This window comes from Streptomyces sp. CNH287, from assembly GCF_000424825.1.
Genome location: NZ_AUKQ01000015.1, coordinates 169966 through 188644 on the forward strand (window position 1 = coordinate 169966; position 18679 = coordinate 188644).

At 72.3% G+C, this 18679-nt stretch carries 21 protein-coding genes; 9 read left to right on the forward strand and 12 right to left on the reverse strand.

Annotation, left to right across the window (positions count from 1 at the left end; genetic code table 11):
* Positions 1–6 precede the first annotated feature (6 nt).
* Positions 7–567, reverse strand: coding sequence for an SUKH-4 family immunity protein (locus H299_RS0116935; RefSeq protein WP_027749365.1), 561 nt, complete (start codon positions 565–567; stop codon positions 7–9).
* Positions 568–592: 25 nt separating this feature from the next.
* Positions 593–1477 carry a hypothetical protein gene (locus tag H299_RS0116940; protein ID WP_027749366.1) on the reverse strand — a complete coding sequence of 295 codons (885 nt, stop codon included), beginning with the start codon at positions 1475–1477 and terminating at the stop codon, positions 593–595.
* 284 nt (positions 1478–1761) lie between these two features.
* Between H299_RS0116940 and purN the strand changes: the two genes are divergently transcribed.
* Positions 1762–2361 (forward strand): phosphoribosylglycinamide formyltransferase, encoded by a 600-nt coding sequence (purN, locus tag H299_RS0116945; RefSeq protein WP_486587305.1) that lies wholly within the window; start codon positions 1762–1764, stop codon positions 2359–2361.
* A 23-nt stretch (positions 2362–2384) separates the two neighbouring features.
* A complete protein-coding gene (purH, locus tag H299_RS0116950) occupies positions 2385–3944 on the forward strand; it encodes a bifunctional phosphoribosylaminoimidazolecarboxamide formyltransferase/IMP cyclohydrolase (protein ID WP_027749368.1) in 1560 nt (519 codons plus the stop codon).
* Positions 3945–4001: 57 nt separating this feature from the next.
* Here purH and H299_RS0116955 read toward each other — a convergent pair whose 3' ends face one another.
* Together H299_RS0116955 and H299_RS0116960 are read right to left on the reverse strand one after the other, a co-directional pair.
* Positions 4002–4673: a hypothetical protein gene (locus H299_RS0116955; protein WP_027749369.1), complete on the reverse strand. Its 672-nt coding sequence runs from the start codon at positions 4671–4673 to the stop codon at positions 4002–4004.
* A gap of 115 nt (positions 4674–4788) precedes the next feature.
* Positions 4789–5430: an RDD family protein gene (locus tag H299_RS0116960; protein WP_027749370.1), complete on the reverse strand. Its 642-nt coding sequence runs from the start codon at positions 5428–5430 to the stop codon at positions 4789–4791.
* Between the two features lie 343 nt (positions 5431–5773).
* Here H299_RS0116960 and H299_RS0116965 point away from each other — a divergent pair, with 343 nt between their 5' ends.
* The 4 genes from H299_RS0116965 to H299_RS0116980 all read left to right on the forward strand — a co-directional run bounded on the left by H299_RS0116965 (position 5774) and on the right by H299_RS0116980 (position 9947).
* Positions 5774–6631, forward strand: a complete 858-nt coding sequence (locus tag H299_RS0116965; protein WP_027749371.1) for a bifunctional methylenetetrahydrofolate dehydrogenase/methenyltetrahydrofolate cyclohydrolase — start codon at positions 5774–5776, stop codon at positions 6629–6631.
* A gap of 127 nt (positions 6632–6758) precedes the next feature.
* On the forward strand, positions 6759–7187 hold the full coding sequence (locus H299_RS0116970; RefSeq protein WP_027749372.1) for a DUF3017 domain-containing protein: 429 nt from the start codon (positions 6759–6761) through the stop codon (positions 7185–7187).
* A 228-nt stretch (positions 7188–7415) separates the two neighbouring features.
* Positions 7416–8675, forward strand: coding sequence for a helix-turn-helix domain-containing protein (locus H299_RS34635; protein ID WP_078512811.1), 1260 nt, complete (start codon positions 7416–7418; stop codon positions 8673–8675).
* A 282-nt stretch (positions 8676–8957) separates the two neighbouring features.
* Positions 8958–9947 (forward strand): malate dehydrogenase, encoded by a 990-nt coding sequence (locus tag H299_RS0116980; protein ID WP_027749373.1) that lies wholly within the window; start codon positions 8958–8960, stop codon positions 9945–9947.
* A gap of 102 nt (positions 9948–10049) precedes the next feature.
* Here H299_RS0116980 and H299_RS0116985 read toward each other — a convergent pair whose 3' ends face one another.
* The 4 genes from H299_RS0116985 to rocD all read right to left on the reverse strand — a co-directional run bounded on the left by H299_RS0116985 (position 10050) and on the right by rocD (position 13509).
* The gene (locus H299_RS0116985; protein WP_078512812.1) at positions 10050–10616 is read right to left on the reverse strand and encodes a Uma2 family endonuclease; all 567 of its coding nucleotides are present in this window, start codon (positions 10614–10616) and stop codon (positions 10050–10052) included.
* Between the two features lie 177 nt (positions 10617–10793).
* Entirely contained in the window at positions 10794–11555 is a 762-nt protein-coding gene (locus H299_RS0116990; RefSeq protein ID WP_027749375.1) for an isocitrate lyase/PEP mutase family protein, read from the reverse strand.
* Positions 11552–12031, reverse strand: coding sequence for a carboxymuconolactone decarboxylase family protein (locus H299_RS0116995; protein WP_027749376.1), 480 nt, complete (start codon positions 12029–12031; stop codon positions 11552–11554). The genes H299_RS0116990 and H299_RS0116995 overlap by 4 nt, the downstream gene beginning before the upstream one ends.
* A 236-nt stretch (positions 12032–12267) precedes the next feature.
* Positions 12268–13509 (reverse strand): ornithine--oxo-acid transaminase, encoded by a 1242-nt coding sequence (gene rocD / locus H299_RS0117000; protein ID WP_051262551.1) that lies wholly within the window; start codon positions 13507–13509, stop codon positions 12268–12270.
* Between the two features lie 254 nt (positions 13510–13763).
* Here rocD and trpS point away from each other — a divergent pair, with 254 nt between their 5' ends.
* From trpS to H299_RS34640, 3 genes are all read left to right on the forward strand, one after another.
* Positions 13764–14780, forward strand: a complete 1017-nt coding sequence (trpS, locus tag H299_RS0117005; protein WP_027749378.1) for a tryptophan--tRNA ligase — start codon at positions 13764–13766, stop codon at positions 14778–14780.
* Positions 14781–14925: 145 nt separating this feature from the next.
* Positions 14926–15549, forward strand: a complete 624-nt coding sequence (locus H299_RS0117010) for a 2'-5' RNA ligase family protein (RefSeq protein ID WP_027749379.1) — start codon at positions 14926–14928, stop codon at positions 15547–15549.
* A 65-nt stretch (positions 15550–15614) separates the two neighbouring features.
* Positions 15615–16637, forward strand: coding sequence for a YihY/virulence factor BrkB family protein (locus H299_RS34640; protein WP_051262561.1), 1023 nt, complete (start codon positions 15615–15617; stop codon positions 16635–16637).
* 25 nt (positions 16638–16662) lie between these two features.
* Here the strand turns inward: H299_RS34640 and H299_RS0117020 are convergent, their stop codons facing one another.
* The 4 genes from H299_RS0117020 to H299_RS0117035 all read right to left on the reverse strand — a co-directional run bounded on the left by H299_RS0117020 (position 16663) and on the right by H299_RS0117035 (position 18671).
* On the reverse strand, positions 16663–17637 hold the full coding sequence (locus H299_RS0117020; protein ID WP_027749380.1) for an HAAS signaling domain-containing protein: 975 nt from the start codon (positions 17635–17637) through the stop codon (positions 16663–16665).
* Positions 17634–17981, reverse strand: coding sequence for a helix-turn-helix transcriptional regulator (locus tag H299_RS0117025; RefSeq protein WP_051262552.1), 348 nt, complete (start codon positions 17979–17981; stop codon positions 17634–17636). The genes H299_RS0117020 and H299_RS0117025 overlap by 4 nt, the downstream gene beginning before the upstream one ends.
* 100 nt (positions 17982–18081) lie before the next feature.
* Positions 18082–18453, reverse strand: a complete 372-nt coding sequence (gene panD, locus H299_RS34645; RefSeq protein WP_037759335.1) for an aspartate 1-decarboxylase — start codon at positions 18451–18453, stop codon at positions 18082–18084.
* A gap of 2 nt (positions 18454–18455) precedes the next feature.
* On the reverse strand, positions 18456–18671 hold the full coding sequence (locus H299_RS0117035; protein ID WP_027749382.1) for an MbtH family protein: 216 nt from the start codon (positions 18669–18671) through the stop codon (positions 18456–18458).
* Positions 18672–18679 lie beyond the last annotated feature (8 nt).

Below are 18679 nucleotides of genomic sequence, written 5' to 3' on the forward strand. Positions count from 1 at the left end.
GAAGCGTCAGCACACGCGACAGTCGTCCGCGCTGATCTGCCCGATGATCCAGTGCCAGAACAAGGACGCGGTGCCCCAGGCATCCTGGTCGGCTGCCCGCAGCAGCCCGGCCAGTTCGGCACGCTGAACCGCGACGTCCTCCTCGCCGAGAAAATCGAAGCGCTCGCGTTCCTGCTCCAGGAGGCAGAGCGCCTCGATATGCCTGTCGAGTGACGTGTTGATCCGGAGAGTCGCGCCCGTTTCCGGGGACGCGTAGTGGATGTCGCCGGTGCCCGGTTCGAGGAGAATGCTGCCCCCCGCATAGCCGATCCGGTACATCGCGTGAACGGGCTCGGCGGATTCGATGCCGATGCCGGCCTCTTCGCAGTGCGCACCGTAGGTCTTGACGCCTTCCTCCAGGTCGGAGGCGTAGGAGAGCGCGTCCAGCAGGTTCGTGGGCAGCCCGGTACGCGTCAGCGAGTGCCCGGCGGGCTGCCCTCGGAGTTCTTCCGGTACGGCTTCGGGGGGAAGGAGCACCACGTCTTCTCCGAACACCTCTACGAGGCGTTCGTGGGTTATCGCTTCCACTCTTGTCCTCCCCTTGCGTAAGTGCTCAGCGCTGGCTTTCCAGGAGGGGGAGGATGGTGTCCGGGACGAGGTCCTCGCACTGTTCGCGGGAGGACTGGGTGAGGGCGTCGCTCTCGCAGGAGAAGTAGTCGCTGTAGATCAGTTCCAGGCTGAAGGTGCCCAGCACGATCGCCAGCGTCAGGCCGCCGGTGACCAGACCGCTGATCGCCGCGGTCGTGCGGGCCTTCCTGGCCTGGGCCGGGGTGGCGGTGACCGGGATGGGCGAGGTCGTGGTGCGCGCGGGGGCCGCGGGCGAGGCCGTGCGGTCGCTGCCCGAGACGTCCTGCGCGGTGGCCGTCCCGTCCGACCGGCGGCCGGCCGCGCCCGCCTCGCCTCGGCGCGGCTTGGCGCGCAGGCCGCTGACGCCCCAGTAGACCGAGAGCGCGCCCAGCAGCAGGGCGATCTCCACGAGGCTGAAGAGGGCGAAGAAGAGCCCCCAGATTCCGGCGTGCAGCGCGTAGCGGGCGTGCCGCTGGTGCGGGTCGCTCGGGTCCCAGCGCAGGCCGCCCTGGCCGCGGCCGCCCTTGCGGCCGTTGCCACCGTTCCCGTTCCCGCCGTTCCCGCCGTTGCCGTTCCCCTGGCCCGGCTGGCCCGGTCCGCCGAAGCCGCCGCCCTGGCGGCCGGGCTGGTGGCGGCTCCACTTGCCGCCCCAGCGGGACGAGCCGTCGCCGTTCCCGCCGTCGCCGCCGTTCCCGTTCCCCCCGCTCTGGCCGCCCCTCCCGCTGCCTCCGCTGCTGCCGTCTCCGCCCTCGGAGCCCGCCGGTCGGCGCGGCTCCCAGGGCTTGTCCGGGCTGCCCTCCGGCGGCGCGGCGAAGGGGTTGTCGTCGTGCGAAGGCTCGGCGTGGGCCGCGCGGCGGCGTCGGTCGGTCATGTGGTGTGTGTCTTCCCCTTGCTCTTCCCGCGTCGGGCACGCAGCGCTCCGGTACGCACAGGCACGTACGCGTGGGCACGCATAGGTACGGCTGACGCTACCGCGCGCACCGGCCCCCGTCCCGTGGGGGTCGGCTCGGAGTGCCGGTATCGTTGCCGACGGTCGGCCGCCTCGCGGAGTTCCCCGGAATCCCTGATTCCCCGCGCTGCCACGGCCGCCCTCCGCACCGTCTCGCCAGAAAGTGCCCCATCGTGGCCGTGCCCGAGTCCCGTCCCCTCCGCGTCGTGGTGCTCGTATCGGGCTCCGGTACGAACCTCCAGGCCCTGCTGGACGCCATCGCCGCGCAGGGCGCCGCGGAGTACGGCGCCCGCGTCGTGGCCGTCGGCGCCGACCGCGGCGGGGTCGAGGGCCTCGCGCGTGCCGAGCGCGCCGGGATTCCCACGTACGTGTGCCGGGTGCGGGACCACGCCGACCGGGCCGCCTGGGACGCCGCGCTGGCGCGGGCGACGGCCGCGCACGAGCCGGACCTGGTGGTCTCCGCGGGCTTCATGAAGATCGTGGGGGAGGCGTTCCTCGCCCGCTTCGGGGGGCGCTTCGTGAACACGCACCCCGCGCTGCTGCCCAGTTTTCCCGGCGCCCACGGCGCGCGCGACGCGCTCGCGTACGGCGTGAAGGTGACCGGGTGCACCGTCCACTTCGTCGACGACGGCGTCGACACCGGCCCGATCATCGCCCAGGGCGTGGTCGAGGTGCGGGACGAGGACGACGAATCCGCTCTGCACGAGCGGATCAAGGAAGTCGAGCGACGTCTGCTCGTCGACGTCGTCGGGCGCCTGGCGCGCGACGGCTACCGCATTGAGGGACGAAAGGTAAGGATTCCGTGACCTCCGAAGGTGCCACCGAAGGTGTGACCCCTGAACAGCGGCGGCCCGTCCGCCGTGCGCTGATCAGCGTCTACGACAAGACGGGCCTGGAGGAGCTGGCCCGCGGCCTGCACGCGGCCGGGGTGGAGCTGGTCTCGACCGGCTCCACGGCCGCGCGGATCGCGGCGGCCGGGGTGCCCGTCGTCCCGGTCGAGGAGCTGACCGGCTTCCCCGAGTGCCTGGACGGCCGGGTCAAGACCCTGCACCCCCGCGTGCACGCGGGCATCCTGGCCGACCAGCGGCTGGAGAGCCACCGGCGGCAGCTGAGCGAGCTGGGCGTGTCGCCCTTCGAGCTGGTCGTGGTGAACCTCTACCCCTTCCGGGAGACGGTCGCCTCCGGCGCGTCCCCCGACGAGTGCGTGGAGCAGATCGACATCGGCGGCCCGTCGATGGTGCGCGCGGCGGCCAAGAACCACCCCTCGGTCGCCGTGGTCGTCAACCCCGGGCACTACCCCGAGGTGCTCGCGGCGGCGGAGGGCGGCGGCTTCACGCTGGCCGCCCGCAAGCGGCTGGCGGCGGAGGCGTTCCAGCACACGGCGGCGTACGACCTGACGGTGGCCACCTGGTTCGCGCTCGACTACGCGGCCGTCGACGACTCCGCCTTCCCGGACTTCCTGGGCGCCGCCTACCAGCGCACCGAGGTCCTGCGCTACGGCGAGAACCCGCACCAGCCCGCCGCCTTGTACGCGACCGGCAACGGCGGTCTGGCCGAGGCCGAGCAACTGCACGGCAAGGCCATGTCGTTCAACAACTACACCGACACCGAGGCGGCGCGGCGCGCGGCGTACGACCACGCCGAGCCGTGCGTGGCGATCATCAAGCACGCCAACCCCTGCGGCATCGCGGTCGGTTCGGACGTCGCCGAGGCGCACCGCAAGGCGCACGAGTGCGACCCGCTCTCCGCCTACGGCGGCGTGATCGCCGTCAACGCGCCGGTCACCCTGGCGATGGCCGAGCAGGTCGCCGAGATCTTCACCGAGGTCATCGTCGCCCCGTCCTACGAGGAGGGCGCCCTGGAGGCGCTCGCCCGCAAGAAGAACCTGCGGGTGCTGCGCTGTGCGGAGGCACCCTCCGACCCCGTCGAGATCAAGCCCATCGACGGCGGCGCGCTGCTCCAGGCCACCGACCGGCTCCAGGGGGAGGGCGACGACCCGGCCAACTGGCAGCTGGCCAGCGGCAGTCCGCTGGAGCCCGCCGAGCTGGCCGAGCTGGCGTTCGCCTGGCGGTCCTGCCGTGCGGTGAAGTCGAACGCCATCCTGCTGGCCAGGGGCGGCGCGACGGTCGGCGTGGGCATGGGCCAGGTCAACCGCGTGGACTCCGCCAAGCTCGCCGTCCAGCGGGCGGGCGAGGAGCGGGCGGCCGGGGCGTACGCGGCCTCCGACGCGTTCTTCCCGTTCCCCGACGGCCTGGAGGTGCTCACCGCGGCGGGCGTCAAGGCCGTGGTGCAGCCGGGCGGTTCGGTGCGCGACGAGGCCGTGGTCGAGGCGGCCCGGGCGGCCGGGGTCACCATGTACTTCACCGGGACGCGGCACTTCTTCCACTGAGCGGGCACCCCGGGAACCGGGCCGGCGGGCGCGAACAGGCGCGCGTGCCGGCCCGGTTCACTGGTAGCGCGGCCTGCGGAACCAGGTGTTCGCCTCGGTCACCGAGCAGAAGATCAGGGTGAGCACCGCCGTGCCGAGCCACACCATCGGGACGGCCGGGCTGTCCAGCGTGGTCTCGCCGTTGCCGTACTGCATCAGCACCAGGCCCGCGACCACGCCGTTGAGCGCGCTGGCGACGAGCGCCATCGCACGGGTGCCCGGCCCGCCCCGGCCGAACAGCGAGGCGGCGGTGATGTGCAGCGCGGCCAGCCCGCCGCCGAGCACGAAGAAGACGAAGCCGAAGAGCGCCGCGGCGTCCCCGGAGTCCTCGGCGAACATCAGGCCGTCGCTGTCCTTCTCGGCGGATATCCCGGACAGCAGCATGACCACGGACAGCAGGGCCCACAGGGTGCCCGCGATGAACAGCAGTACGCGCGCGGTGGCCAGTTGGCCCGGCATGCGCGGCGGCGCGTACGGCATCCCGCCCGGGCAGGGCTGCATGCCGTAGCCCGCCTGCGGCGGGTACCCGTAGGGCGGCGGCTGCTGGTACTGCTGCGGGTACGGCTGGAAGGGCTGGGTCTGCGGCTGCTGCGCGTACGGCTGCGGCGGCTGAGCCTGCTGGGGCTGCACCTGCGGCTGGGCCTGGGTCGGCTGCTGGTACGGGTTGTGCGGATCGGGCGGAAAGCTCATCGCGGCATCCCTCCGGGGGCATCGGGCCGGCCTCTGGGCCGTATACGCACCGGGGCCGGGAGCGGATCACCGCACCCGGCCCGGTATGTCAGCGTGAACTCAGCGTAGCGTGCGGTCAGTTGGCGGTGACGACCACGGTGCCGCAGACCTTGTCCGCGAACGTCTGGCTCTTGGCGTCCCACAGCGGCCACAGGTAGCCTATGTAGCAGAATCCGTCCAGGAAGTGCGCCAGCTTCCGCACGAAGGCCATGCCGAAGCCGATCGGCTGTCCCGTCGACTCCTTCACCAGGCGGATGTTGACCATCTTCTTGCCCTGGGTCTGGCCGGTCGTGCCCTCCTGGTACACCTGCCACACCAGCACGCCGATGTACGCGAGCACACCGAGGACGATCAACATGGTGCCCGCACCGCCACCGATGATCGCGCCGATGATCATCAGGACACCGCCGGCGGCAGCGGCGATGAGCCCGTCGACGATGCTGCCGCCGACGCGCGCGCCCCAGCTCGCGTAGTCGCGCGGTGCGCCGACCGGGTTGTAGCCGTAGCCCGGCTGCTGCGGGTAGCCCTGCTGGGGGTAACCGCCCTGCTGGGGATAGCCCCCCTGCTGGGGATAGCCGCCCTGCTGCGGGTAGCCGTAGCCCGGCTGGCCCTGCGGCGGCACACCCTGCGGGGCCTGGTAGCCGTAGCCCGGCTGCTGCGGCTGCTGGCCGTACGGGTTTTTCGGGTCCTGGCCTTGCGGCGGGGGTGGGTAGCTCACGAGCAGATGCCTCCGAGCGGGAGAATGGGGACGGAACAGTTCGGACTGCCTTGGGGAATCACGGGTCCGCCCCCGCAGGTGTGCTGCGTGAGTTGCGCGGTGTGCACGTGTTGCCTCCCCCGAGTGTCAGCGGGCCGTGCGATCCCCCAGGTGTCTCTGAACGGGCACGGCGCCAGCGCACAATGGTGGTAGCCCGAGGGCGACGATGTCCAGCCAAGATTTCCGACTGTGGCGAATCCGCAACGCTTGACACTGCGTGGTCACCCATGATTCAGAATCCGCGCACACCACCGGCGGCGGCCGGGATTGGAGACCACCCGCCGGTATCCGCGAAGATGGGGCCATGACCGCTCAGATTCTCGATGGCAAGTCCACCGCAGCCGCGATCAAGTCCGAGGTCGCCACCCGCGTCGAAGCGCTCCGGGCCCGTGGCATCACCCCGGGGCTCGGCACCCTGCTGGTCGGCGAGGACGTCGGCAGCCAGAAGTACGTGGCGGGCAAGCACCGCGACTGCGCGCAGGTGGGCATCGCCTCCATCCAGCGCGAACTGCCGGAGACCGCCGGGCAGGAGGAGATCGAGGCGGTCGTGCGCGAGCTGAACGAGGACCCGGAGTGCACGGGGTACATCGTCCAGCTGCCGCTGCCCAAGGGGATCGACGTCAACCGCGTGCTGGCCCTGATGGACCCGGCCAAGGACGCCGACGGCCTGCACCCCACCAGCCTGGGCAAGCTCGTGCTGGGCGACCCGGGCCCGCTGCCGTGCACGCCCAACGGCATCATCGAGCTGCTGCGCAGGCACGGCGTCGCCCTCGCGGGCGCGCACGTCGTCGTGGTCGGGCGGGGCATCACCGTCGGCCGGTCGATCCCGCTGATGCTGACCCGCAAGTCCGAGAACGCCACGGTGACCCAGTGCCACACCGGCACCCGCGACCTGCCCGCGCTGCTGCGCCAGGCCGACATCATCGTCGCGGCGGCGGGCGTGCCGCATCTGGTCAAGGCCGAGGACGTGAAGCCGGGTGCGGCGGTGCTGGACGTCGGCGTGAGCCGGGACGAGCACGGCAAGATCGTCGGCGACGTGCACCCCGGCGTCGCCGAGGTCGCGGGCTGGCTCTCGCCGAACCCGGGCGGCGTGGGCCCGATGACGCGGGCCCTGCTGCTCCAGAACGTCGTGGAGGCGGCGGAGCGCGGCACCGGGGGCTGATCGGCGGCACCGGTGCCGTGCCAGGCCGGAGGGCGGGGTGAACCTCGCCTGATGCGGCACTAGTCTTCCGAACCGAGAGACGATCAGAACCGAGAGTCTGTCCGAAGCGAGATTCAGGAGCGCACCGATGAGCGGACCGCAGGCGCCGGCACCCGGCGGGGCCGCGCCGAAGGCGAAGTCGCGCCGGTTCCCCACCTTCACCCGTGACACCGCCCGCCCCGAGGGCGGCGGCCGGGCGGCGAGCGGGGACGCGCCCGCGCCGTACCGGCAGTGGCCGCTGCTCGCGGTGTGGTGCGGGGTGCTGGCGGGGCTGCTGGTGACGTTGGCCGAGTTCCGCGCGGGCACGATCATCATCGGCCTGTCCCTGGTCGGCGCCGCCGTGCTGCGCTGGGCGCTGGCCTCCGTCGGCATGCTGGCGGTGCGCTCCCGCTTCACGGACATGACGACGTACGCGCTGCTGGGCTCGGTGATCACCCTGCTGGCGATGATGGCGCAGCCGGCGCCGTGGATCTCGATTCCGATCCTGGACGACATCGTGCATTTCTCGGTCCGGTGACCGCCTTGATCCGTAGGCCATGAGGGCGGTACACGGCGCCTGCCTGCTCCGGTACGAGGCCGGTCCGCAGGCGGGTGGCAGACTGGGCGCGCACGCGCGCGGCCGGTGACCCGGGACGCCCCGTGCGCCCCCCGGTCTGATACCGCGATCCCGGCTTTCCACATCCCCCTGTGAGCCGGCGACGCATAACCGGGGGGACCGCACCCATCGGGGGGACGAGGGGGAGAGATGCCTCGCTGGAAGACGTTGCCGGACGAACTGGACCCGCAGATCCGCGAGTTCACCCACCAGTTGCGCCGTCTCGTGGACCGCAGCGGGCTCAGCCTCGCCTCGGTCGCGGACCGTACGGGCTACAGCAAGTCGTCCTGGGAGCGCTATCTCAACGGACGGCTGCTCGCCCCGCGCGGCGCCACCGAGGCACTCGCCGACGTCACGGGCACCGAGGTGCGGCATCTGGCGACCATGTGGGAGCTGGCGGAGCGGGCCTGGAGCCGCAGTGAGATGCGTCACGACATGACCATGGAGGCCATCCAGGTCGCGCAGGCGCGCGCCGCGCTGGCGGAGGTGGAGGAGTCCCCGGCCAAGAGCCGCAAGTGGGGACTGAACCGGGACCGCAACGCCGAGGGCGATCCGGCGCAGCCCCCGCAGGGCGCGGTCGGTGTGGAGCCGCGCGTGCCCTCGGCGGCACCGCTGGTGCCGTCCGCGCCGCCCGCCGCGCCTCCGTCGGTGCCGCCCGCCCGGTCGGCTGCCGCGGCGGACCCGACCGACCCGGGGACCGCCAAGCTCAGCAAGCAGGCCCTCGCCCGCGCCGCCGCCGACGCGGCGGCAACGCCCCCCGCGGGCGACCCGCCGCGCCGGTCCCGCGGCCGCGCGGGCGCCGCCGGGGGCGGCCCCAGGAACCCCGGCCCCCCCGCCGGGGGTGGCCGGGGCCGGGGCGCGATGGTCGTCGGCAGTGCCGCCGCCGCGCTCGTCATCCTCGTCGGGGTGGCCCTCGTGCTCGACGGCCCCAGCGGCGAGTCCGCCGCCGAAACCCCGCCGCCGTCGCCCAGCGCCCCGGTCAAGAAGCTGCCCGCGGGCGTCAAGTGCACCGGTGAGGACTGCAACGGCAAGAACCCGGAGGAGATGGGCTGCGGCGGCCGGCACGCCAGGACGGGCGGATCGGGCAGCGTGGGGCCGAGCATGATCGAGGTCCGGTACAGCAAGGTGTGCAACGCGGCCTGGGCGCGGATCGCCGGCGCGGTCGACGGCGACAAGCTGGTGATCTCGGGGGAGAAGCGCACACAGACCGAGCGGGTGGTGGACGCCACCGACGCGTACACCACGATGGTGCCGGTCGAGACGCTGGAGCGGGCGCGTGCCTGCGCGACCCTCGCCGCGGGCGGCGCGGGCTGCGTCCAGGGCGGGACGGCGCCTTCTGCCGAGCCCCCCGCCCAGCCCTCCGCCGAGACCCCCGGGGAGCCCACCGCGTCCCCGTCGAACGACTGGTGAAGCGGCTGCCGTAACCGATTCGAGATTTCTGGCATGCCCGGCGGGATACCGGGGCAGGCGTCGAGTAACCCCCCACGGGTGTGCCACACACCCGGGCAGCCGCCCGCCCGTCCCCCCTCCTTGTGCGGGCGGCTGCCCATGGTGATCGGACGTCCGATAGCCTGACGGCGGGGTCTCTTGATGTAGAGAGACCTTCACGAGCCAGCACAGGGAGCCGACCCAGACCCCGGGTCCCGCTCCAGGGGAGACCCACCGCCACCGTCAGGTACTACGGAGACCGCCATGACCCGCACTCCCGTCAATGTCACCGTCACAGGCGCCGCCGGACAGATCGGCTACGCGCTGCTCTTCCGCATTGCCTCCGGCCATCTGCTCGGCGCGGACGTGCCGGTCAAGCTGCGCCTGCTGGAGATCCCGCAGGCGGTGAAGGCCGCCGAGGGCACCGCGATGGAGCTGGACGACTGCGCCTTCCCGCTGCTGCGGGGCATCGACATCACCGATGACGCCGCCGCCGCCTTCGACGGTACGAACGTCGCGTTGCTCGTCGGCGCCCGCCCGCGCGCGAAGGGCATGGAGCGCGGCGACCTCCTGGAGGCCAACGGCGGCATCTTCAAGCCGCAGGGCAAGGCCATCAACGACCGCGCGGCGGACGACGTCCGCGTGCTGGTCGTCGGCAACCCGGCCAACACCAACGCCCTCATCGCCCAGGCCGCCGCGCCCGACGTACCGGCCGAGCGCTTCACCGCGATGACCCGGCTGGACCACAACCGCGCGATCTCCCAGCTGGCCAAGAAGACCGGCAGCGCCGTCTCGGACATCCGGAAGCTCACCATCTGGGGCAACCACTCCGCGACCCAGTACCCGGACATCTTCCACGCCGAGGTCGCGGGCAAGAACGCCGCCGAGGCCGTGGGCGACGAGAAGTGGCTGGCCGACGACTTCATCCCCACCGTGGCCAAGCGCGGCGCCGCCATCATCGAGGCCCGCGGCGCCTCGTCTGCCGCCTCCGCCGCCAACGCCGCCATCGACCACATCCACACCTGGGTCAACGGCACCGCCGACGGCGACTGGACGTCGATGGGCATCCCCTCCGACGGCTCCTACGGCGTGCCCGAGGGCCTCATCTCGTCCTTCCCGGTCACCTGCGCCGGCGGCGCGTACGAGATCGTCCAGGGCCTGGAGATCAACGACTTCTCGCGTACGCGCATCGACGCCTCCGTCAAGGAGCTGTCGGAGGAGCGGGACGCGGTGCGCGGCCTCGGCCTGATCTGACGCGTTGCGCGGCAGCGCCGCTCGTCGGCACGCTGCCGTACGGCGCGTGGGCCCGTACGGACCGAGCCGGTCCGTACGGGCCCACGCGCCGTACGGGCCCGCTCAGCTACGCGGGAACTCGTCGGTCGCCAGCGACAGGCCGACCTCCGTGCCGGTGAGGTCGACGGCCTCGCCGAAGGCCACGATCAGCTCGCTCTTGTACGTCTCGCCCTTGGGGTGGGTGAACACGTGGCACTCGCCCTTGTACGGGTCGGCGATCAGGTAGACCGGGACCCCGGCGAGGGCGTAGGCGGTCTTCTTGCGGCCGTAGTCGTTGGCCGCGGTGCCCGAGGAGATCACCTCGACCAGGCATTCGATGTCCGCGGGCTGCCAGCGGTTCCGCCCGTCCATCGCGGCGTCCTCCCGGAGCGCGGCGAGGTCGGGGGCGAAGCCGTTTCCCTCGCCGGGGAAGTCGAAGCGCACATCGGACTTGATGTGCTTCTTCGAATACCGGGATCCCAGCTGGAGGATCAGGTTCAGGATGATCTCCCAGTGCGCGTTGCGCTGCGGTGACATGTAAAGGGTCCCCTCGACGACCTCGACCTTGTAGCCCTCGGGGACGGGCATGCGCTCCAGTCGCTCGAACATCTCGTCGAGCGTGATTTCTTGCGTCTCGTCAGTCTCGGCCATGTCGATCCTGTCGCTCAGCGCGATGGTCAGCGTGCCGCTCCTCCCCGCTGCTGCGTGTGACGCGGGCAGTCGCGCAGTACAACGATACGCACGGAGACGAGGTCACGGCCCCGGCGCGCGGGGGCGCCTGGGGCCGGACCCGGGGGACGGGCCGCCGCGGGGACGGCCGCAGGGGGGTCAGTGCCCGTACGACTCCCGCAGCTCGCGGGCCAGGCCGGTGACCGCCGCCACCGCGCGTGTGTGCAGGTCGCCGCCGAAGGTGACACGGGACGCGCCCGCCTCGCCCAGCTCCCGGACGCCCGCCCCGCCCGCGCCCGTCGGGTCGCCCGGGCCGCCGGTGCGGCACAAGGCGTTCACCGGGACGCCCAGCTCCGCCGCCAGCACGCCGATGTCCTCGGGCGGCGCCAGGATCGGGTACACGCACTCCGCGCCCGCCGCGACGTAGAGCCGCCCCCGTTCGACCGCCTCGGCCAGCGGGTCGGGCGCGCGGCGCACGTAGGTGTCGATGCGCGCGTTGAGGTAGACCCGGCCGCCCGCCGCCGCGTGCACCTCGGCCAGCCGGTCGGCCTGCCGCTGCGGCTCCACCAGCACGCCGTCCGCCGAGTCCTCCAGGTTGCAGCCGACCGCACCGGTCTCCAGCAGCCGCGCCACGAGTTCGCCCGGGGGCAGCCCGTAGCCGTTCTCCAGGTCGGCGGAGACCGGCAGCGCGCCATCCACCGCGGAGACGATCCGGGCCACCGCCTCGAACATGCCGTCGGCCCCGACTTCCCCGTCCCTCAGGCCCAGGGACTCCGCGATGCCGTGGCTGGGCGTGGCGAGGCCCTCGAAGCCCGCCGCCGCGAACACCCGTGCGCTGGCCCCGTCCCAGGGGCCGGGCAGCACCAGGGGCGTGCCGCCCGCGCGCCCCTGGTGCAGCGCGCGCAGCTGGCCGGCGCTCACGCCGGACGCTCCTTGCCCAGGCTGGCCGGGACGGTCCGGGTGGTGACCGCGAAGCGGTTCCACACGTTGATGGCCACGATCTGGGCGATCAGCTGGGCCAGTTCGGTCTCCTCGAACTGCTCGGCGGCCCGCGCGTAGACCTCGTCCGGCACGAAGCCGTCCGTCAGCACGGTGATCGCCTCGGTCAGGGCGAGTGCCGCCCGCTCCCGGTCGGTGTAGAGGCCGTCGACCTCCTCCCAGGCGGCGAGCAGGTCGAGGCGCAGCTGCGTCTCGCCCGCCTCCCGGGCCTCCTTGGTGTGCATGTCCAGGCAGAAGGCGCACTTGTTGATCTGCGAGGCGCGGATCTTGATCAGCTCGGCCACCACCGGGTCGAGCCCCTGCGCCGCCGCACTCTGGAAGGCGGACACGCCCTTGTAGAGGTGGGGCAGGGTCTTCCAGACGTTCAGGCGGGCAACGGATGTGTCGGTCGTCGTCATGAACCCGACTCTACGGAGCGCGGGGCTGCGCGTATGGTCCATTTCCATAGAGAGTTCGTGGGCCATTTCCGGGACGGACCCGCACCTGGAGGTCTCCCGCGGCGGCGGCCCTGATGGCCGAGCTGGACGAGCGCCTGCGGCGGCACCTGGCGCTGTGACCCGGCCGCCCTGCCCCGCCCCGCCCGGCCACCGGTCCGGCGGCCGGGCGGGGCGCGCGTGACGCCGGGCGCGGGCCGTCAGCCCGCCGCGAGCACCGCGCGGAGCTGGTCCAGCCCCCAGTCCAGGTCCTCCTTGGTGATCACCAGGGGCGGCGCCATCCGGATCGTGGAGCCGTGCGTGTCCTTGACCAGCACGCCCCGCTCCATCAGGCGCTCGGAGATCTGCCGCCCCGTGCCGCGCGCCGGGTCGATGTCGATGCCCGCCCACAGGCCCCGGCCGCGTACGGCCGCCACCGGGCCCTCGCCCGCCAGCACGCCCAGCTCGCGGTGGAGGTGCTCGCCCAGTTCGGTGGCCCGCTGCTGGTACTCGCCGGTGCGCAGCATGTCGATGACCTCCTGGGCGACGGCGCACGCGAGCGGGTTCCCGCCGAAGGTGGAGCCGTGCTCGCCGGGCCTGAAGAGCCCCAGCACCGCGCGGGAGGAGACCACCGCCGAGACGGGTACGATCCCGCCGCCCAGCGCCTTGCCGAGCACGTACATGTCCGGCACGACGCCCTCGTGCTCGCAGGCGAAGGTCGCCCCCGTGCGCCCCAGCCCGGACTGGATCTCGTCCGCGATGAAGAGGGTGCCGCGCACCCGCGTCAGCTCCCGCACCGCCGGGAGGTAGCCGGCCGGGGGCACCAGCACGCCCGCCTCGCCCTGGATGGGCTCCAGCAGCACGGCCACCGTGTTCTCGTCCACGGCCGCCTCGAGCGCGGCGAGGTCGCCGTAGGGCACGATCTCGAAGCCGGGGGTGTACGGGCCGTAGTCGGCGCGGGCCTCCTCGTCGGTGGAGAAGCTGACGATCGTCGTCGTCCGGCCGTGGAAGTTGTTCTCCGCGACGACGATCTTGGCTTGTCCCTCCGGCACGCCCTTGACCTGGTAGCCCCACTTCCGCGCGGTCTTGACCGCCGTCTCCACCGCCTCCGCGCCGGTGTTCATCGGCAGCACCATCTCCATGCCGCACAGCTCGGCCAGCGAGGAGCAGAACGCGGCGAAGCGGTCGTGGTGGAAGGCGCGGGAGGTCAGGGTCACCCGGTCCAGCTGGGTCTTGGCCGCGTCGATCAGCCGGGGGTGGCCGTGGCCGAAGTTCAGCGCCGAGTACCCGGCGAGCATGTCGAGGTAGCGGTGGCCCTCGACGTCGGTCATCCAGGCGCCCTCCGCCGAGGCGACGACGACGGGGAGGGGGTGGTAGTTGTGCGCGCTGTACGCGTCCGAGGTGGTGATCAGCTCGGCGGACCGGGTGGTGCCGGAGCCGGGGAGACCGGAGGGCTTCGCCATGGGTGGGCGCTCCATTCTTCTTGCCAGATCTTCTTGCCGGACAGACGGGCGGTGCCTCTTTCTATCGTCGGCCGGTGCCTTTGCGCGGAAACCTTCCGGAAGTGGCAGCCGCTGTCCCGGTTCCGCCCGGCGATCCCGCCCCGTACACGCGTCCGGTCGTCCGGCGTGTGACCTGTATGACACTGTAGGGGCAGGTTGTCCCGATACGGTTCCTGGGCGCCCCAGGGGCCCCCGGGCTCTGCGAGAATGTGCGCATGGCCAACGATCGTCGCCCCCGCGTGCTGTCCGGAATCCAGCCCACAGCCGGGTCGTTCCACCTCGGGAACTACCTCGGCGCTGTGCGCCAGTGGTCGGCGCTCCAGGACACCCACGACGCCTTCTACATGGTCGTCGACCTGCACGCGATCACCATCCCGCAGGACCCGGAGCAGTTGCGCCGCAGCACCCGGTTCGCCGCCGCCCAGCTGCTCGCGGCCGGGGTCGACCCGGACCGCTGCACGCTCTTCCTCCAGAGCCACGTGCCCGAGCACACGCAGCTGGCGTGGGTGATGAACTGCATGACGGGCTTCGGCGAGGCGTCCCGGATGACGCAGTTCAAGGACAAGTCCGCCCGGCAGGGCGCCGAGAGCACGACGGTCGGCCTCTTCACCTACCCGGTGCTCCAGATCGCGGACATCCTGCTTTATCAGGCCGAGCGCGTCCCGGTCGGCGAGGACCAGCGCCAGCACATCGAGATCACCCGGGACGTCGGCGCCCGCTTCAACGCGCGCTTCGGCGAGACCTTCACCATCCCGGAGCCGTACATCCTCAAGGAGACGGCCAAGATCTACGACCTCCAGGACCCGTCGATCAAGATGAGCAAGTCGGCGTCCTCGCCGAAGGGCATCATCAACCTGCTCGACGAGCCCAAGGCCACCGCGAAGAAGATCAGGAGCGCGGTGACGGACGCCGGCGGCGAGATCCGCTTCGACGAGAAGGAGAAGCCGGGGGTGAGCAACCTGCTCACCATCTACTCCACCCTCACCGACACCGGAATCGCGGAACTGGAGCAGAGGTACGAGGGCAAGGGCTACGGTGCGCTGAAGACGGACCTCGCGGAGGTCGTCACCGAGTGGGTGGAGCCCTTCCGGGTCCGTACGCAGGAGTACCTGGACGACCCGGAGTCGCTGGACGCAGTCCTGGCCAAGGGGGCCGAGAAGGCGCGTGCGGTCGCCGCCGAGACGCTGGCGGACGCGTACGACAAGGTGGGCTTCGTGCCCGCGAAGCACTGACGGAAGGCCCTTGCCCCGGTGGGGTGGGCAGCCCGCACACTGTGACGGGCACAGCCGCGCGCGCGAGCGGGCGGCCACGACGGCCGCGCGGGCGGGACGGCGACGGCCACCGGACAGGACACGGTTACCGAGAAGGGAGAACGACGTGGGGACCGTCACACTCGGTGTATCGATCGCGGTACCGGAGCCGTACGGCAGCCTGCTCCAGTCGCGGCGCGCGGGCTTCGGCGACCCGGCCGCGCACGGCATCCCCACCCACGTCACCCTCCTCCCGCCGACGCAGGTCGAGGCCGCCGCCCGGCCCGTGGTCGAGCGGCACCTCGCGGGCGTCGCGGCGGCCGGGCGGGCCTTCCCGATGCGGCTGAGCGGCACCGACACCTTCCGTCCGCTCTCACCGGTCGTCTTCGTCCAGGTGGCGGAGGGCGGGTCGGCCTGCGGCTGGCTCCAGGAGCGGGTGCGGGCGGCCGAGGGGCCGCTCGTACGCGAGTTGCAGTTCCCCTACCACCCGCACGTCACCGTCGCGCACGGCATCGCCGAGGAGGCGATGGACCGGGCGCACGCGGAGCTGGCCGACTTCGAGGCGGCCTGGACGGTCTCCGGCTTCGCGCTCTACGAGCAGGGCGCGGACTGCGTCTGGCGCCTGCGCCGTGAGTTCGCCTTCGGGGACCAGCAGTGCGTCCCCGGCGGTGCGGGCTCCTCCGGCGTTCCCGGCGTGGCGGGCGTACCGCGCCAGGCGGGCCTGGCACGCCCGCCTGCGCCGTCGGTCTAACCCTTTCAGGGGGTGTGCCCGCAGCCCGGCCGTGCGACGGCCGTCATTGGGGGTAGTCGGAGATGATGGACTGGCTCCGCAAGCTGCCCGTGCTCGGCCCCGCCGCCGCGTGGTTCTTCCGTACCCGCGTCTGGCGGGTGTACGAGCACCTCGACGCGCGCAAGTGGCAGCGGCTTGCCGCCGCCATCACCTTCACCAGCTTTCTCGCGCTCTTCCCGATGCTCGTCGTCGGGGTCGCCATCGGCGCCGCCGTGCTGCCCGCCGACCGGATGGACGACGTGCAGGACGCCATCACCGACCAGGTGCCCGGCATCGCGGACGACCTCGACCTCCAGTCGCTCGCGGACAACGCGGGCACCATCGGGCTGATCGCCGGCGCGCTGCTGCTGTTCACCGGCGTCGGCTGGGCGGGGACGCTGCGCGAGTGCCTGCGCGCGCTGTGGGACCTGGAGGAGGACCCGGGCAATCCGGTGCTGCTGCGGGTCAAGGATCTGGCGGTGCTGATCGGGCTCGGCATCGCGGGGGCGGTGTCGGTGGCGGCCTCGGCCTTCGCGCTCACCGTCGTCGGCTGGCTGGCCGAGCGGATGGGGCTCGCCGAGGGCGGCCTCGGCACCTGGCTGCTGCGGCTGGCGGGGTACGCGGCGGCGGTCGGGGCGGACTTCCTGGTGCTGATGTACGTGCTCCAGTGGCTGCCCCGGGTCCAACCGCCGCGCCGGGCGCTGTTCGCCGCCGCGCTCATCGGCGCCGTCGGCTTCGAACTGCTCAAGCTGCTCCTGGGGGGCTACCTCCAGGGGGTGGCGGCGAAGAGCATGTACGGCGCCTTCGGCGTGCCGATCGCGCTGCTGCTGTGGATCAGCTTCATGACGAAGCTGCTGCTGTTCTGCGCGGCTTGGACGGCGACGGAGGAGGAGGGGGCGCACGACATGGAGGCGCCTGACGAGGACGACGGCGCCGGTGGCGGGGACGACGGCGCCGGTGGCGGGGACGGCGGCGCGGAGGGGGATGCGGAGGGGGATGCGGGAGCGCGCGCGGGCGCGGAGCCCGAGCCGGAGCCCGGAGGGGGCGGCGCCGGAGCCGGGAAGGGCTGAACCCCTCCCGGCCCCGGCGGCGGGGTCAGCGCTTCCCGCGCCCCGCCGCCCGGTTCAGCTCGCGGAAGCGGTCGAAGACGTCGCCCCCGCTCCACAGCAGGACGGCGACGGCCGCGCTGCTCCAGAAGGCGTCCGGGGTGGTCCAGTCCTCGCCGTTGAAGTGGTGCAGAAAGGTCTCGTTGACGAACATCTGCTCCGCCAGCAGCCAGGCCGTGGTCACGGCGAAGACCGCGTGCGAGGCCGCGTACCACAGGACGAGGCGGGTGTTCCAGCCGCCGACGGCGATCCGCACGAGCTGGACGACGGCGATGCCCGCGAGCCCGGCCAGGACCGGCCACATCCAGCCGGACCACAGGTCCGGGTCGAGCAGCTGCACCTGCTCGCCGTCGGCGTCGTACGGCTCGGCCAGGTGCTGCCAGACGATGCCGCAGATCAACAGCGCGTGCAGGGTCACGGAGGTGAAGGGCCAGAAGAGCGCGCCGCGCCTCTGCTGTTCCGGCTCGCGGTGCTCCGGCAGGTCGTCGGGGGTCCAGCCGTCCGGCCTGGTCGCGGTGCCGCGCCGCTGGCGGGCGTACTCGACCAGGGCGAAGACCACGGTCACGCAGGCGATCAGCTGGCCGCCGACGGTGAACAGCGCCAGTACGGCGCCGCCCAGCGCCGGTCCCAGGCCCGCGCCGCCGGCCACGTCGGCCAGGAGCAGCACGAGGACGATTCCCGGCAGGGCCCCGGCGAGCAGCACCCGCATCAGCCGCAGGTAGGTGGGGTAGAGCTCCGGGCCGATCAGGGACAGCCGCCGGTCGGAGTAGCGGGCGGCGAGGCGCATGGGGTCGCCCATCTCGAGCAGCACCGTGCGTTCGGCCTCCGGGCCGCCGCCGCCCCGTGCCTCGACGGTGTCCGCGATGGTGGCGTGCAGTTCGTCGGCCACGTCGTCGCGCTGGTCGGCCGGGATCTGCCGGACGACCTCGTGCACGTAGCGCGCGGTCAGCGTGTCCGTACTCATGGGCTCCCCCTGGTCAGTCGGGATAGTGACGTCACGATGTCCTGCCACTCGCCGGTCAGTTCGTCGCATACGCGGGAGCCCTCCGGGCTGGTCCGGTAGAACTTCCTGGGCCGGGTCTCGTCGGTGTTCCACTCGCTGGTGAGCAGTCCCTGCTTCTCCAGTCTCCGAAGCAGCGGATAGAGGGTGTTCCCCTCGACCGTGATTCCGGCGCCGTTCAGCGTCTCCAGCAGGGCGTAGCCGTACTGGGGCCGCTCCAGGAGCGTCAGGCACGCCAGCATGACCGTGCCGCGCCGCAGCTCCTGGGTCTGGGTCTCGATCAGCTGGGTCGGGATCGGTCCGTCCATACTCACACGTCGCACGTTACTGTGTGCCGCACAGTATCGTCAACGCCTCGCCCCGCCGTCCGCGCGGATCGGGCACCGCGGACGGCGCGGCGGGGGAGGGTCAGGCGGCCGGGTCGCTGCCCGTCTTCAGCAGCTGGTTCCGCTCGTCCACGAAGACCACCTTGGGCTCCAAGGTGCGGGCTTCCTCGTCGCTGACCAGCATGTAGCCGATGATGATCACCAGATCGCCCGGGGCCACCAGGCGGGCGGCGGCGCCGTTGAGGCAGATGGTCCCCGAGCCCCGCTCACCCTCGATGACGTAGGTTTCGAACCGCTCGCCGTTGTTGATGTTGACGACGTGCACCTGCTCGCCCGTCAACAGGTCCGAGGCCTCCATGAGAGCGGGGTCGATGGTGATCGAGCCGATGTAGTTGAGGTTGGCCTCGGTGACCGTGGCGCGGTGGATCTTCGACTTGAGCATCGTGCGCTGCATCGTCAGCTTCCTTCCTGGGTGGCGGTGACAAGACTTGCAGGGCGCATGTCGGTCCAGTGCGTCTCGATGTGGTCCAGGCAGCTCTGCCGGTCGCTGTCACTGAGGGCAATCTCCCAGCCCTCCGGCACGACGGCGAAGGCGGGCCACAGGCAGTGCTGGCGTTCCGCGTTGACCAGTACGTGGAAGGTGCCGTTCTCGTCGTCGAAAGGGTTAGCCATCGCGGTGT